The sequence below is a fragment of the Shewanella sp. 3_MG-2023 genome (assembly GCF_030548765.1).
Classification (GTDB): domain Bacteria; phylum Pseudomonadota; class Gammaproteobacteria; order Enterobacterales; family Shewanellaceae; genus Shewanella.
Genome location: NZ_JAUOSH010000005.1, coordinates 147,243 through 161,274, shown reverse-complemented (window position 1 = coordinate 161,274; position 14,032 = coordinate 147,243). Strand labels below are relative to the sequence as shown.

Sequence of the window (14,032 nt, the reverse complement as noted above, 5' to 3'; positions counted from 1 at the left end):
GTAGAGATAGTTTGTGAAAACGTTTTTTAAGAAATTAGGATAAGTAATGACTGAGGCGGAATTTTGGTCTTTGGTGACCCGTAGCCATCCTGAGCAATCAGAGCAAGCGTGCCATGATCAATTAGTGGAAAAATTGTCGGCGCTCGATGATGCTGACTTAGCGGCTTTTGATAAGATATTTGGCCAACAAATGCGCCGCAGTTACCGCTGGGATATTTGGGGCGCAGCTTACATTGTTACTGGCTGTGATTCAGATTATGGCTTTGTGGAGTTTCGAGGGTTTATTTTATCCTTAGGTGAGACCTGGTATAACAAGATTATTGCTAACCCCGACTGTTTGGGCGAGCTTGAGTTATGGCCAACAAAAGATGACTATGCTTATCCCTTTATTGAAGATTATGATTTGATTGCCGGAAAAATCTATGAAGACCGCTGCGGTGAAGAGCTGCCTTTTGTACCCTCTGGTCAGCATACTCCTCAAGGTAAAAAGTTCAGTACCAAGAAAAAAGATCTCCGTAAAAACTATCCTTTATTAAGCCAGCGTTTTCCATTTTAAATATCGCTGAAAGTTAATTAAGCATCCACAAAAAATGCAGCTTTATAGCTGCATTTTTAGTGTAATTGAGATGTAAGCCTGTCAATCGGCAGACTTAGCTACTGCAAGTTTCTGATTGAGTATCAAACTCTAAACCGTATTTAGCGCAGGCTTGAGTCATAAACTTGTGTGCAGCGGTTTGTAACTGCTGATCAAGGTTTTTCTCTAATTCAGCATTAAACTCTTGCTCAGCGACTTGTATATGCTGGTTCATTAATTGCTGGTGTTGTTTTATCGCTTCGGCGCCTTTTGAATCGATATCAAATTGATGGGCAAAGCTTGAAGATGACACCAGCATGGCGATAAAAACTGTCGCTGCGAGAGCGATAGGCTTAATCATCTTATTGCTGGTAGTTGTGCCGATTGCTGTATTGGTTTCGATGTTATTCATATTAACTCCAGTATTGATACGTTAATTGCTATTAGCGCTGAATCCTTGAGCGATATATATGTCCAAATTTTATTCGTTGGTCAGTCTTTCGCGATATTCACCTTGATATTGTTAAGGGAAATAAGGCGCTAGTACTTGTTGAGAGACACATTAACCTATTTTTACTGAATGATTACTGAACAGTTAGTTTGTTATTTGAGCAGATTTTGGGTTGGTCGGTATTAATCTCTATCAAATGTTGTTTCAGCAAGTATTGCTAGAGTAGGTTAAGCTTATATTCAGGTAACTGCTTGTATAATCCGACAAGTATAGAATTGTTGATTTTTTAAACACTAGGTTCATAGCTAGGGGAAAATGATGAAAATGAAATATTTACTATTAGCAGGTGCATTGGTATGTAATGTTGCTGCAGCTAAGGACGAAGTCGTGGTCAACCCAGTGACTGAAGACGGTGTGGTTAAAATTCAATGGCAAGAACCTAAAAAGTACCGAGATTTAAAAACGGCCAATGAAGTGAAATCTCGTTTTCAGCAGCGCTTTTTCGACACTATGACTAAAAATATCAACAAAGAAGCTGAAAAGATTTTAAAACCAGAGCAGAAACTTGAGATGGTGGTTTCTGATGTGGATTTAGCCGGTGATCTGCGGCCAACATTTGGCGCGACCTCCGCTAGTGAACTGCGGATTGTAAAAGACTTATACCCACCACGTATGACCTTTAGCTACAGCATCACTGAAGGTGAGCAAGTGATTATGGCCGGTGATGAAAAGTTAGTTGATATGAACTTTATGTATGGCACCCATTCAACCCGTAATCAAAAGCCGTTTGAGTATGAGACTAAAATGCTTGAAGATTGGTTAAAGAAAACCGTAGCACCTAAGTTATAAATATCTATAATTCAGTAGTTTATGTTATATTTAAAATCTAAAGCGGCTTATTGATAAGCCGCTTTTTTGTGCCTAAACATCACTAAGTGCTGGTGTCAGCTATTTGGTGTTCTGTTTGAATAAGTGCAAGGTTTGCAGCAAAGCACCGAGCTTTTTCACATAAGCCTCTAAGGTTTCAGGCGGAATATGTCTGAGTTCTTGGATCTCATCTAACTCGTCAGCTAATTCTTGTACATAAGGCAAGAAGCGGTTACTACTTTGGCTAAAGCCTTGTTCTTCGGTAAAAATTGCTACAAACTTACCGTGGCCGACTTGGTGTAATTCATCGAGTCTTTTATCGGCATCAATGGCTTGACGGTATCCTGTTTGCAGGCTTTCTTTTATTTGCTGGATAACTTTGGTATACGGCATGATAGCCTCATTCAACATCTTCAAATTAAGCTAAATTATAAGGGTCTGCTATGGGACTAACAAGTCTAATGGATTTTAAATTAACGTTTGCTGCAACAAAGCGTTGCTCTGCTTATTTGAGTTTGTTAATCGTCGCTATTTTAAGCTGTGGTTTAGCGACTGCAGCTGAAACCGACACGCCGCCTTTTTATAAAGTCACTTATCAAGGTAAACAGGCATTCATATTAGGCTCAATTCATGTGGGCAAAGCTGATTTTTACCCGATGGCACCGGTTATTGAGCAGGCTTTTTCTCAGGCTGATGCATTGGTAATTGAAGCGGATGTGACTAAAGCCGATACTCAACAACTATTAGGTCAATATGGCCTAGCAACTCCAGCAAGCAGCGTCGATTTAGGGCAGGCTTATCCAGCTTTTTGTAAACTCAATTTAGCGGTTTGTCAGGGATTATCGCCTTTAGCGCCATGGCTTCAGGCTGCGCAAGTAGCATTAGTGCGTTTCAGTCAGTTAGGGTTTAGCGCTGAAGAAGGGGTGGATGTGACTTTTGTAGCTAAAAATCAAGGGCGCACTTTGTTAGAGCTTGAAAGTGTGGCCTACCAGTTTGAGTTGATTTCATCTTTTAGTCAGCAAACGCAACGGCAAATGTTAGATGAAGCGGTTGAGACAAGTGATGAAGAAATGCTGGAAATGGTGGCCGCTTGGCGCGGTGGAGATAAACAAAAACTTGCCGATATCATGGAGCATCAAAGCGATGATGTAGCCAAAGAATTAGTTGAAAAACTGCTGTGGCAGCGGAATCAGCAAATGAGTCAGCGCACCATAGCGCTATTAAACGAAGGCAATTATCAGCAGCTGTTTATCATTGTCGGTGCAGGCCACTTGGTGGGCCGCCAATCGATGCCGATGATATTAAAGCAAACAGGGGCTGAGGTAACAGATTGTTGGCATGCCCAGTGTTTATAAACGCCAGTGAGTAAACTTTGGGGCTGTGCGGTATTTTTACACTGTAGTATAATGCGCGCATTAAAGCATTTGTGAGTAGTGTGAAACGGAGAAATACCGTTATTTTGCACAGTAATTTCACCGTATAAAAAGGTAAGCCACTTGAGTAACGATTACTCTATAGCATTAACGTCAATGCCGTCGTTGTTGTCTTTATACCGCAAAATATTATTATCGCGTAAGCCTGGTTGGGATCAGCAACCTTTACCAAAGATCCATGTACAGACGGATGGCATTAGATTATCAGATAAGAAAATTCGTCAATATGCTGAGGTATGTCAGTTTGATTATGATGGCAAAGTGTTACCGCCAACATTTTTGTACGTGCTTGCATTTAGATTACATGCCACCATTTTTACCCATAAAGCGATTACCTTTCCTTTATTGGGGATGATCCATCTTAAAAATAGCATTAGCTTGTATCGGCCTATTAACGCTGATGAGGTTTTTAAGGTTGAGTGCAACCTTATTACTAGCCAAACCACGGATGCAGGACTTGAATTTGAACTAGAATCTAAAGTCTATGTTGGTGATGAACTCGTGTGGCAAGCCTTATCAACTTACCTATACCGTATTGAGTCTAAAGGCCGCAGAGCAAGACCACCGCGAGCTTCTGATATGGTGTGGGAAGACGTCAATACCTGGTCATTAGCTGAAAATTTAGGCCGTCAGTATGCCAAAGCCTCAGGTGATTATAACCTGATCCACCTGCACCCAATGGTGTCTAAGCGTTTTGGTTTTGATCGTGTTTTAGCCCATGGAATGTGGTCTAAAGCCCGTTCACTTGCTGGGTTGATGCAATTTATTGGTGATAGACCATTTAAGGTGGACGTAGAGTTTAAGTTGCCAGTATTTATGCCTTCGGATGTCACCTTTGCTTTTGAAAGCATAGAAAATGGTAAGCGTTTTGAAATGCGTGATATTAAAGGCCGCAGACCACATCTAATGGGTACCATGTCGTACTTAGATTGATACCCTAGCGTTATCGGTAAATGCATAACAAAAAAGCCCGCAGCAAGAAATTGCAGCGGGCTTTTTAGTATTTTAAGGCTATTAGATTAACTTGTCACAGCTTAGTCTGCCGCCTTTTCATGATAAATATGCACATCTCGTTGTGGGAATGGAATACTGACGCCTTGGGCATCAAACTGCATTTTCACTTCACGAGTAATATCCCAATAGACTTCCCAGTAATCCACTGGATTTGCCCAAGGGCGAACCACAAAGTCTACTGACGATTCACCGAGTGTATGTAACTTAATCGTCGGCTCTGGAAACTTTTTCACTTTTGGGTGAGCCATAACAATATCGGTTAAGATTTTTTCCGCTTTAGGAATATCATCGCCATAGCCAATGCCAAAGGTCATATCCACACGACGTTCTTGCTCGGCGGTGATGTTATTGATGGTATCGCCCCAAATCTTATTATTAGGAATAATCAAGCGTTGGTTATCTAAGGTTTTCACTGTGGTAGAGACTAAGCTCATATGGCTAACACGCCCCGTAACACCTGCAGCATTGATTAAGTCACCGACATCGTAAGGGCGGTAGATTAAAATCATCATTCCTGAGGCAAAGTTAGATAAGGTATCTTGCAAGGCAAAACCGATAATCACACCAGCGATACCAAAACCTGCCAGCAGTGGTGCTAATTCAAAGCCAAGTTGTGATAGTGCGATAAGCAAACCTAACGCGAAGATGACGTTACCAGAAATAGAGGTGAAGAAATCTTGCAATAGCATGCTGAAATTAAGCTGGGAAGAATTAACTGCTTTGCGAACCACTTTTTTAACTAATTTAGACACTAAGCTGGTTAAAAATAAAATGATGATGAAGATAACCACTTTAAAGGTAAGCCCTGTGCCATTTTCCAGCGCTTGATTTTTAGCTATATCCATCCAGTCATTCAGTAAACTTGACGCTACATCAAAGTTTAAAACATCTTGAGTAATATCCCCTGAAACACTAAATAGCGTTTGCTTAATTTGCGCAGTGTCTTGGCCTAAGTCATCAAGCATATCGGCGGCAATACTTAAACTGCTGCTGTGCTGTGATAATCGCTCTTTGAGTTCAATAACTTTGGATTTTTGCTCGGCAGTGATATCAGCGCCAGCAGTTGATGCGTCACTAATCGCTTGTTTAAGTTGGTTTTGGGTATAGTTGACGATACTTTCAAGATAGTCAGCCCGCAGGGTTAGCTCATTGGTTAATGCTGTTTTGGCACTGTCGACATTAATATTTAAGGTGTTGGCCCAATTGATTGTTTGTAGTTCAGCCTGTAAGTAAAGATCCCTGTCGGCTTCACGATCAATAACCGCTTTCATTGTTTGAGTCTGATTTTCGTCATCTAATGCCAGTTTCAGGGCTGTGATGTCATCATCTAAATATTTACCGACATTATCTAAAAAGCCCAATTGTTGCTGTATTTGCGGGGTGAGATAGGCTAAATCCGGGTTTTCTTGATTAACTAATGAATCTAATTTTTCTCGTAGTTGATTGTTTTTATTCAGAATGCGGAATTCACTGATTGCTTTTAATTCACCTTTTGCGGTTTTAAGGTAGCTTACATCGGCATCAATGCGTTGTTGTAGTTGGGCTATTTTATTAATGGTTGCAGGGTCAGCTGGCGCTGCAACACTGCTTTGTGAAAAGCTCATTAAGCTGACGAAACAACATAAGATAAGCAAGATTCTAGGCATGATAAACGTCCTGTATATTGATAATGACTTTATCATAAGTTATTGAAGGAAGTTTGACGATAATTTGCTAGACTAACGCACTTTTTATTTTCAGCTACAGGTTGCTCATCATGGCACTGCAATGCGCACATTGTCACAAGCCTATGTCGATTAGTAAGATCAGTGGAACTCGAGGTAAGGGGTTCTCATCGCATATTCAGTGCTATCACTGCCAGGCTTGGCTTGGTCGCCATCGTTATCTTACGATGTTAAAAATACTTGGCTTTTATACTGCGGTAGGTGCGGGGCTGACAGGCTATTTTGTGGCAGGATTAGCCAATATCATTACCCCCGTAATCATGCTGTCGCTGATCCTTACAGGGGTAACGCATTTAATGGATCATTTATTGGTTATTGAAGCGCCTGAAGAGGGCTCTCAAACAAATTAATCTACTACTTGAACTTGATTTTCTAGTGATGTTTCAACGTAGTAAATACCGCCAAGAACTACAACACCGATGATCACCATTGTTAAAATAATGCCCACATTGTCTTTTAATAAATTCATCATAGATAATTCCTCTGTCATTGGCAGATTAAATTGGTATTTATAGTAAATATATTAGCCTTTTCAGCTTAAGCTAATCTTAAAATAGCATAATGTTGAGAGGGTTAAAGCGCCCTTGTTGATCACAAATTTTCAGTAGAAGTGATTTGTAACAAACTTGTAGTTGATTTTTTAGTTTTAATTTATAAGAATAGCAGCCATTGTTACTGGGTATTCGCTGATATGATTTAATGGATGAGACTAGTTAAGTGAGATTTGCTTTGCACATAAGACGAAATATTGCGATGTGGCTTTGCGCCATGCTCGTATTATTGTCTTTTGCCGCATCCGCTCACGAATCTGTTCATAAACATGAAAGCATTAACACTCACTGCAGCTTATGTTTTCATAAGCATCAGGTTCACAAAACCCTTCCAAGTATTGAATTTAGCATTCCGGTTGTACCTCAAGAGTATGAACTCACACCGTTAGCCAATTCAGAATCTCTTAGTTCACATCAGGCTTATTACCATAGCCGCGCACCGCCAATCTTTATTTAATTCAACAGTTTAATTAATAATTATAAATTATATTTCCCGACTATTAAGTAAAATAGCCGGGTGTTTGTTGTATTTTGGAGATTTTATGTTTAGTTCAAATAAACGACTGTCAGCAGTCGCAATCGCGTGTGCCTTTTCTTCAAGCTCTGTTTTTGCAGAAGATTCAAGCTTAACCAATCCTAATATCAGTGCGGTGTTAGATGGTTTTTATCAATCAGGTGATCGTGGTTTAGGTGGCAGAAGTGAAGGCTTTGGTTTGGGTGAAACTGAATTTGCTATCAGCGCTAATATCGATGATATGTTCTACGGTAAAGTCACTGCGATATTAGAAGTGCATGACGGCGAAACTGAACTTGAGCTTGAAGAAGCCTTTATTCAAACCATGGGTATGCCTGGCGGTTTTGGTATTCGCGCTGGTCGTTTCTTGTCTGATGTGGGTTATTTAAATAATCAGCACATTCATACCGACGCTTTTGCTGATCGTCCTGGGGTTTATCGCGCCTTTATGGGCGGGCATTACTTTGATGATGGTGTCAGATTAACTTATGTAGCGCCGACAGATTTGTATTGGACTATGGGTGTTGAAGCCTTTAGTGGTAAAAAAATGCGCGCTGAAGATGAGCATGACGAACGTGACTTTAGTTCAGTAGGGGTGTATTCGGCATTCACCAAGTTTGGCGGTGATATTGGTATCTCGAGTTCTTGGCAAGTGGGTTTAAGTTACTTACGTAATGAAAACGGTAAAACTTATCTAGAAGATGAGCATGAGCCCCATGTTGATGACGATCACGACCATGAAGGTCATAGCCATAGCGCAGCCTATACTGGTGAAAATACCTATATTGCAGACTTTGTCTACAAGTGGGCACCAAATGGTAATTACAAATACCAACACTTAACTGTTAGCGGCGAGTACTTCCGGGTAACTGATATTTTCTCATTTGAAGAAGATCATGAAGAAGATCATGAAGATGAACATGAGATACTCAGTGCTGAAGGCCATGACGATTACCATCAAGGTTGGTACTTAAGTGGCGTGTATCAGTTCTCGCCAAATTGGTCTGCTGGTTTACGTTATGGTGAAGTGGATAGCTTTGAAGCCCACGGCGATCACTTAGACCCACAAAAGCTAAAAGAAACCGAATTAAGTTTGGCGTGGCATCAGAGCCATTTCTCCACCGTACGTCTACAATATACTAACCAGAAAGGCACCAACTTTGATGGTTTTGAAGACGATAATATCATTACTCTACAATATGTTATGTCATTAGGAGCTCACGGTGCGCATCAATTCTAAAAAACTAATATTAGCAGCTGGCATATTTGCCAGCTTGTTAACGAGTTCTGCAAATGCAGCGCTTAATGTATTTGCTTGTGAGCCTGAGTATGGCGCATTAGCAAAGGCATTAGCTCCTGATGCTAAAGTCTATTCAGCCACGAGTGCGCAGCAAGATCCACATCAAGTGCAAGCGCGTCCAAGCTTAATTGCTAAAATGCGTCAAGCTGACTTAGTGGTGTGTGCTGGCGCCGATCTCGAAATTGGTTGGTTGCCAATGTTGCAGATGAAAGCCTCAAACAACAAAGTGCTTTCAACTGATACTGGGCTTTTTTATGCCGCGGATCATATCGAGACCTTAGATCAACTTGAGCAAGTGGATCGCTCTATGGGTGATGTCCATGCCAAAGGTAATCCGCATTTACATTTTGACCCTAGAAAGTTCCTTAAAGTGGCGCAGGCGTTATCAGCGAAAATGATTGAGTTAGATCCTAACTCAAGTGCTGAGTATCAAGTTGCATTAACTGAGTTTACTGAGCAGTGGCAGCAAGCTATTCCGCGCTGGGAAGCGCAAGCGCAATCGCTGAAGGGCAAAAAGGTCATTGCTTACCACTCAAGCTTTCGATATTTGTTTAACTGGCTCGGCATGGAGCAAGTGGCAGATCTTGAGCCGAAGCCGGGCATCCCACCCAGTAGTAGCCATTTAGCTAAACTTGTAAGTCGCAGCCAACAAGGTGATGTGATGGCGGTGATAGTGGCCTCATATCAGGATGAGCGTGGCGCACATTGGTTAGGTGAGCGCACTGATTTGCCTGTGGTGATTTTGCCAATGTCAGTAGGTGGCAACAGTCAAAGTCAGGATTTGATTAGCTTATATGACAGCGTACTGACGTTATTAACTGAGGCGCAATAAGCCTATGCTAGATATCGAGCTGCTATTGATTTTGTTTCCGGCATTTATTGCCGGAATCATCATTTTGTCTACCCATGTGGTGTTAGGTCGACAAGTACTTAAACGCGGTATTATTTTCATCGACTTAGCGATTGCCCAAGTGGCTGCGCTGGGGGCTATTGTGGCTCATATGGATCATAGAATTGAAGATATTCCTTATTCTCATGTGTGGATGCCTGCCATATTTGCCTTGGGCGGCGCTGGGCTTATTGCTTGGTTATCCAAGCGTTTTGCCGATGAATTAGAAGCCTTTATTGGTTGTTTTTATGTGCTTAGCGCGGTTGGGGCAATGTTGTTATTGTCTAATGATCCCCATGGCGCAGAGCTGTTAAAGCAGCTAATGTCGGGGCAGATATTGTGGGTAAATTGGTCGCAGCTTGTGCTGCCGGCTTTGGTGTCAGTAGCGATCCTCGCTTTAATTGCATTGAAGCCTCAGATCCTCGAAGGCGCAGGTTTTTACTTTCTATTTGCCATAGTGATTACACTATCGGTTGAATTAGTGGGTGTTTATCTTGTTTTCAGCACCTTAATTTTGCCAGCGTTAGCGTTAAATCAGTATGTGGGTAAATATACCTTGCTGCTGGCTTATGTGGTGGGATTTGTTGGTTACCTAGCAGGGCTTATACTTTCGGCTAGTTATGACTTACCTAGTGGCGCAGCCATTGTTGCGGCATTAGCGGTCAGTGCTGTGTTAATGCGTTTACTGCTCAGTAATCGTTCTAATAAGGCTGAAATGTAACGCTGCAGAATTAATGATGCGTTAATGTTTAAGGCATCATTAATTCACTTTTAGCAGTGTATAATGCCAAGCATATTAATTATCTGAGCTATTCAGAGCATTAATCCGCTTGGTATAACTACTTTAAGCTTACATTTGTACACCGAAATTAACTTAAGCTATTGAGTCCAGCAGATGTGCTGGCTATACTGTCGCCACTTTATTTGTAGGAGTCTGCTGTGCTGTTAATTGCTCGTTCAATTATTCTAGCAGTGTTACTAACACTGGCGTTTTTTTTCGCAATCATCCTTTGTATTGTTAGACCTATGCATCGTGATAATGTCCATGTGATTGCTAAACTATTTTCATCTGTTGCTCCTATTTTAGGGATTAAAGTGATTACCCGTAACGCGGTGATTAACCCTCAAGTAGACACTGGCGCTGAGGCTAACGCTGGTACTGACACTGAAACCGAAGCAAGCCTTAAGCAACCTAAGATCTATTTAGCGAATCATCAAAATAATTTTGATTTATTTACCCATACCTCTGCAGTGCCGGAAGCCACGGTGAGTTTAGGTAAAAAAAGCTTAGCTTGGATGCCATTATTTGGGCAGATTTATTGGCTATCAGGCAATATTTTGATTGACCGTAAAAACCGTCATAGTGCCTTTGATACTATGGCCAAGACTGTTAAGAGAATGAAAGAAAAACTGTTATCTGTATGGATTTTCCCTGAGGGGACACGCTCTAGAGGGCGCGGTCTACTGCCGTTTAAAGTCGGCGCATTCCATACTGCTATCGCCGCCAAAGCGTCAATTGTGCCAGTATTAGCATCTTGCCAAAATCATATTAAACTTAACAAGTGGAATAATGGTGTGGTCATTGTCGAAATGATGGCACCTATGTCGACCGCAAACGTGGATAAAGCCGATGCGAAAAAGCTTTGTGCTAAGGTGCATCAAGTGATGTCACAGCGTTTAGCTGAATTAAATCAAGAAGCATCGCTATTAATGGCTAAACCTCAGTAGCTTTATCACGTATAATTAGCCCTATAGCGTATTTAAATTTGTTAACGGAGAGAATCCATGTCTATTGAAGCTCAACTTAAAGAGCAATTTGCCGAGAACCGTGAAATTATTCAGGCGCTGCTTGATGATGGTTCACAAGCTGATGCTGAATATACTATCGAGCATCATTTCTCTTCGACTAACTTTGAACGTTTAGAAAAAGCCGCAGTTGATGCTTTCAAATTAGGTTTTGAAGTTAACGACGCTGAAGAGATGGAGCTTGAAGATGGCTCAACCATTATTTGCTTTGATGCTATCGCCAATCATGCTCTTGAAGCATCGTTACTTGATAAAGCATGCGAGCAGTTAATGCTGCTTGCTGCCAAGCAAAAAGTTGATTATGACGGCTGGGGCACCTTCTTTATTGGTGACGAAGAAGAGCTTGATGAAGATGAAGACCAAGATGACGACGGTTTCTAAATCATTAACGACTATCGCTTAACTAGCGTCACTCGTTTAATAAATAAGCCCACTTAATTGTGGGCTTTTTAATGGCTTATCGCGGTGGGGATAAAATGAACCTCTGCAGGTTATTTTTCAAATACCGTGGTTTGATTACGGCCATTTTCTTTCGATTGATATAAAGCTTTATCGGCGCCAGATAACCAACTTACACTGCTAGTGGTGGCAGAGGATAAATCATTAACGCCAATACTGATGGTCATTTTAATGATTTGATTGTTATAAACCACTTGCGAGGCTTCGACTTTTTTACGCAGTCGCTCAGTGAAGTATTTTGATTCAGCAGCGGTGGTATAAGTCAATACTACCGCAAACTCCTCACCGCCATAGCGGCCGGCAAAATCAGTTTCACGTAATGATTGCTTTAATATGTTGGCGAGGCTTTGAATGACTTTGTCACCTGCAGGGTGGCCGTATTTATCATTGATGGCTTTAAAATGATCGATATCAATCATTATCATACTGGCTTTTTCACCATAACGGGCAAAGCGCTCGTATTCTTTTTCAAAGCAAACTTGCCAATGACGGCGATTATACAACTGGGTTAAGCTGTCGGTTTGGCTGAGTGTTTCTAGTTGCTCATTGACTGATTTTAGCTGTAATTTATTGATGGCGATATCAGTCACATCATAAACGATAATACTAATATGGGTGATTTCACCCGTTAGCGACGCCAGTGGCAGCAAAGTAATGTTTTGGTACATGTAATCAGCGCGGCCAGTGATCGGGCGATAATTTTTAAACTGGAAGACATAAGGGCGCTGCTCCCAGCTGATGAAAGATCGGTTTTTGAGTAGAAATACCGACTCCATTTTTTGCTTAAGCCATTCAGAGGGTAAATCGTTAAACGCTTCAAAAAGATTGCGACCTTTAATACTGTTAGGTGACACACCGCTATGGTTTTCCATGAAACCATTCCAAAGCTGGATATTGTAGTCACGATCTAACACCACCAAGCCAACTTCAATGGTTTGTACCATATCAATAAGCCAGTGTAGCTCGTTCATTGCGCTTTGATCAGTAGCCATGCTCTAACATCCGTATTGTATTATTCTTTTTATATGCAATGTTAAGTCATTGCAATTAACTAACTGTTTATATGATTATTATCTTAATCTATTCAAATATATAGTGAAGCTTTGCATTCAATGTAGGGATTGAGTCTTCCGTAAATAACAGTAATAAGTCACACTGAATATTGTGGTCTTCAATCTGATAATTGATTTCCATGGCAAGGGTGCGTTGCCATTTTTCTGAGTTGTCATGGATAAGCTCATTTACCGTGCAGTGGCGACCAAGTACAACGGGGTGACCTTGACTAAATTTCATATCAAGCTGCTCTGAAATGCCATTCAAGAATGCCCCAATAAGCACATTACCAGTATCAATGAGCACTTCAATTTCATTGTTAGCATCTTCAGGATCACTGTGGCCCATGAGTTTAGCCATGTCAGCAAAGCTTGAGTCATGGAACAGTAATAACGCCTCACCAGCAACCCCAGCGCCAATAAAACCTTGGCATAATGCAGAAATCTTCGAGCTTTCTTCGGTGGCTTTAAGTGCCATGGTCAGTTCGCTGACTTCTAAAACATTGACGTTGGGGATTGGCAGTTTTACAAAAACATCGAGTAGTTTCGCTAATAAGTCGGCAGCGCGGCCCATGGCGACATTGGCAATTTCTTGGCAAGCGTCACGTAAATCAACTTTAAACATCGGCGTGTCATTGGTTGATTGTTTAAGGGCTAAAGTTAAAATGCCGTATTCTTCTAAGATATTGCTGATGGACTCAGCACTAACCGGCTTTTGAATAAAATCTAATGCGCCAAGGGCTTTTACTCGCTCATGGGCTTTTAATTGAATATCACCAGAGACCACAATGACTAAGGCGGGCAAGTCTTCTCGCTGAATGGCTTCTAGTACTTCATAGCCATCCATGACGGGCATATTAAGGTCGAGAAAGACAATTTCCCCTTTTCCTTGACGGATCACCTCCAAGCCTTCTTCACCATTGGTGGCGTAACTGATTTCAACATCCCAATGTTTGGGAAGTGTTCGCGCCATTTGTTTTCTGGCTAATCCTGAGTCATCACAGATTAAAATAGGAATAGTCATGGCTACAGCAGATCCTTTTACAGGGTATTATTATTTTGAATGCATTAGCTATTACTCGATCGAGCACTTAAACGAACTCCGATTAAACAAGAAAAATGAGTCGATGAGTAATGTTACTTTTTATGGGCAAACATACTACAACTTATTGCTGACTTTTCGCACCAAAAATCGACAATTTTTTGGCGTTTAACGAAAAAATGCTCTTAAATTCAGTAAATCTGAATTTTGACGGCACTTTTGTTCCTGCGGGAACATATATATTGTTGTAGTTTTAGCAGCTTATGAAGAATATCAAATTAGCTTAACTATTCGCCAGTAAGCCAATTTATGCTAACGTAACTTCTGGACTGACCAGTTATTATTTATATTAAGGA

General features: G+C 41.1%; 17 protein-coding genes. 11 read left to right on the top strand and 6 right to left on the bottom strand.

Going from position 1 to position 14,032, the window contains the following annotated elements:
• The first annotated feature begins 46 nt into the window (after positions 1–46).
• Positions 47–556, top strand: a complete 510-nt coding sequence (locus Q4591_RS04625) for a DUF4240 domain-containing protein (RefSeq protein ID WP_102436630.1) — start codon at positions 47–49, stop codon at positions 554–556.
• A 94-nt stretch (positions 557–650) separates the two neighbouring features.
• On the opposite strand, the gene Q4591_RS04620 is transcribed toward Q4591_RS04625, so the two are convergent.
• Entirely contained in the window at positions 651–986 is a 336-nt protein-coding gene (locus Q4591_RS04620) for a hypothetical protein (protein WP_102436632.1), read from the bottom strand.
• A 357-nt stretch (positions 987–1,343) separates the two neighbouring features.
• Here Q4591_RS04620 and Q4591_RS04615 point away from each other — a divergent pair, with 357 nt between their 5' ends.
• Positions 1,344–1,874 carry a DUF3016 domain-containing protein gene (locus Q4591_RS04615; protein WP_102436634.1) on the top strand — a complete coding sequence of 177 codons (531 nt, stop codon included), beginning with the start codon at positions 1,344–1,346 and terminating at the stop codon, positions 1,872–1,874.
• 99 nt (positions 1,875–1,973) lie between these two features.
• Here Q4591_RS04615 and Q4591_RS04610 read toward each other — a convergent pair whose 3' ends face one another.
• The gene (locus Q4591_RS04610) at positions 1,974–2,285 is read right to left on the bottom strand and encodes a prephenate dehydrogenase (RefSeq protein WP_076540628.1); all 312 of its coding nucleotides are present in this window, start codon (positions 2,283–2,285) and stop codon (positions 1,974–1,976) included.
• Positions 2,286–2,335: 50 nt separating this feature from the next.
• On the opposite strand from Q4591_RS04610, the gene Q4591_RS04605 reads away from it, so the two are divergent.
• Together Q4591_RS04605 and Q4591_RS04600 are read left to right on the top strand one after the other, a co-directional pair.
• Positions 2,336–3,247 (top strand): TraB/GumN family protein, encoded by a 912-nt coding sequence (locus Q4591_RS04605; RefSeq protein ID WP_102475361.1) that lies wholly within the window; start codon positions 2,336–2,338, stop codon positions 3,245–3,247.
• 141 nt (positions 3,248–3,388) lie between these two features.
• Entirely contained in the window at positions 3,389–4,258 is an 870-nt protein-coding gene (locus Q4591_RS04600) for a MaoC/PaaZ C-terminal domain-containing protein (RefSeq protein ID WP_241901136.1), read from the top strand.
• Positions 4,259–4,359: 101 nt separating this feature from the next.
• On the opposite strand, the gene Q4591_RS04595 is transcribed toward Q4591_RS04600, so the two are convergent.
• A complete protein-coding gene (locus Q4591_RS04595; RefSeq protein WP_102436640.1) occupies positions 4,360–5,985 on the bottom strand; it encodes a mechanosensitive ion channel family protein in 1,626 nt (541 codons plus the stop codon).
• A 110-nt stretch (positions 5,986–6,095) separates the two neighbouring features.
• Between Q4591_RS04595 and Q4591_RS04590 the strand changes: the two genes are divergently transcribed.
• The gene (locus Q4591_RS04590) at positions 6,096–6,413 is read left to right on the top strand and encodes a hypothetical protein (RefSeq protein WP_102436642.1); all 318 of its coding nucleotides are present in this window, start codon (positions 6,096–6,098) and stop codon (positions 6,411–6,413) included.
• On the opposite strand, the gene Q4591_RS04585 is transcribed toward Q4591_RS04590, so the two are convergent.
• Positions 6,410–6,535 (bottom strand): hypothetical protein, encoded by a 126-nt coding sequence (locus Q4591_RS04585; protein WP_277869338.1) that lies wholly within the window; start codon positions 6,533–6,535, stop codon positions 6,410–6,412. The genes Q4591_RS04590 and Q4591_RS04585 overlap by 4 nt on opposite strands.
• A 296-nt stretch (positions 6,536–6,831) precedes the next feature.
• Here Q4591_RS04585 and Q4591_RS04580 point away from each other — a divergent pair, with 296 nt between their 5' ends.
• The 6 genes from Q4591_RS04580 to rraB all read left to right on the top strand — a co-directional run bounded on the left by Q4591_RS04580 (position 6,832) and on the right by rraB (position 11,504).
• A complete protein-coding gene (locus Q4591_RS04580) occupies positions 6,832–7,071 on the top strand; it encodes an ABC-type zinc uptake system zinc chaperone (RefSeq protein WP_303459623.1) in 240 nt (79 codons plus the stop codon).
• 85 nt (positions 7,072–7,156) lie between these two features.
• A complete protein-coding gene (locus tag Q4591_RS04575) occupies positions 7,157–8,368 on the top strand; it encodes a hypothetical protein (RefSeq protein ID WP_303459621.1) in 1,212 nt (403 codons plus the stop codon).
• On the top strand, positions 8,358–9,260 hold the full coding sequence (locus Q4591_RS04570; protein ID WP_241901140.1) for a metal ABC transporter solute-binding protein, Zn/Mn family: 903 nt from the start codon (positions 8,358–8,360) through the stop codon (positions 9,258–9,260). The genes Q4591_RS04575 and Q4591_RS04570 overlap by 11 nt, the downstream gene beginning before the upstream one ends.
• Before the next feature lie 4 nt (positions 9,261–9,264).
• On the top strand, positions 9,265–10,038 hold the full coding sequence (locus tag Q4591_RS04565) for a metal ABC transporter permease (RefSeq protein ID WP_102436648.1): 774 nt from the start codon (positions 9,265–9,267) through the stop codon (positions 10,036–10,038).
• A 218-nt stretch (positions 10,039–10,256) separates the two neighbouring features.
• Entirely contained in the window at positions 10,257–11,045 is a 789-nt protein-coding gene (locus Q4591_RS04560) for a 1-acylglycerol-3-phosphate O-acyltransferase (protein ID WP_303459618.1), read from the top strand.
• A gap of 57 nt (positions 11,046–11,102) precedes the next feature.
• A complete protein-coding gene (gene rraB / locus Q4591_RS04555) occupies positions 11,103–11,504 on the top strand; it encodes a ribonuclease E inhibitor RraB (protein ID WP_303459615.1) in 402 nt (133 codons plus the stop codon).
• A 110-nt stretch (positions 11,505–11,614) separates the two neighbouring features.
• Here rraB and Q4591_RS04550 read toward each other — a convergent pair whose 3' ends face one another.
• Together Q4591_RS04550 and Q4591_RS04545 are read right to left on the bottom strand one after the other, a co-directional pair.
• Positions 11,615–12,574, bottom strand: a complete 960-nt coding sequence (locus Q4591_RS04550; protein ID WP_102436654.1) for a sensor domain-containing diguanylate cyclase — start codon at positions 12,572–12,574, stop codon at positions 11,615–11,617.
• Positions 12,575–12,662: 88 nt separating this feature from the next.
• Positions 12,663–13,658 carry a response regulator gene (locus Q4591_RS04545; protein WP_102436656.1) on the bottom strand — a complete coding sequence of 332 codons (996 nt, stop codon included), beginning with the start codon at positions 13,656–13,658 and terminating at the stop codon, positions 12,663–12,665.
• Positions 13,659–14,032: the final 374 nt, after the last annotated feature.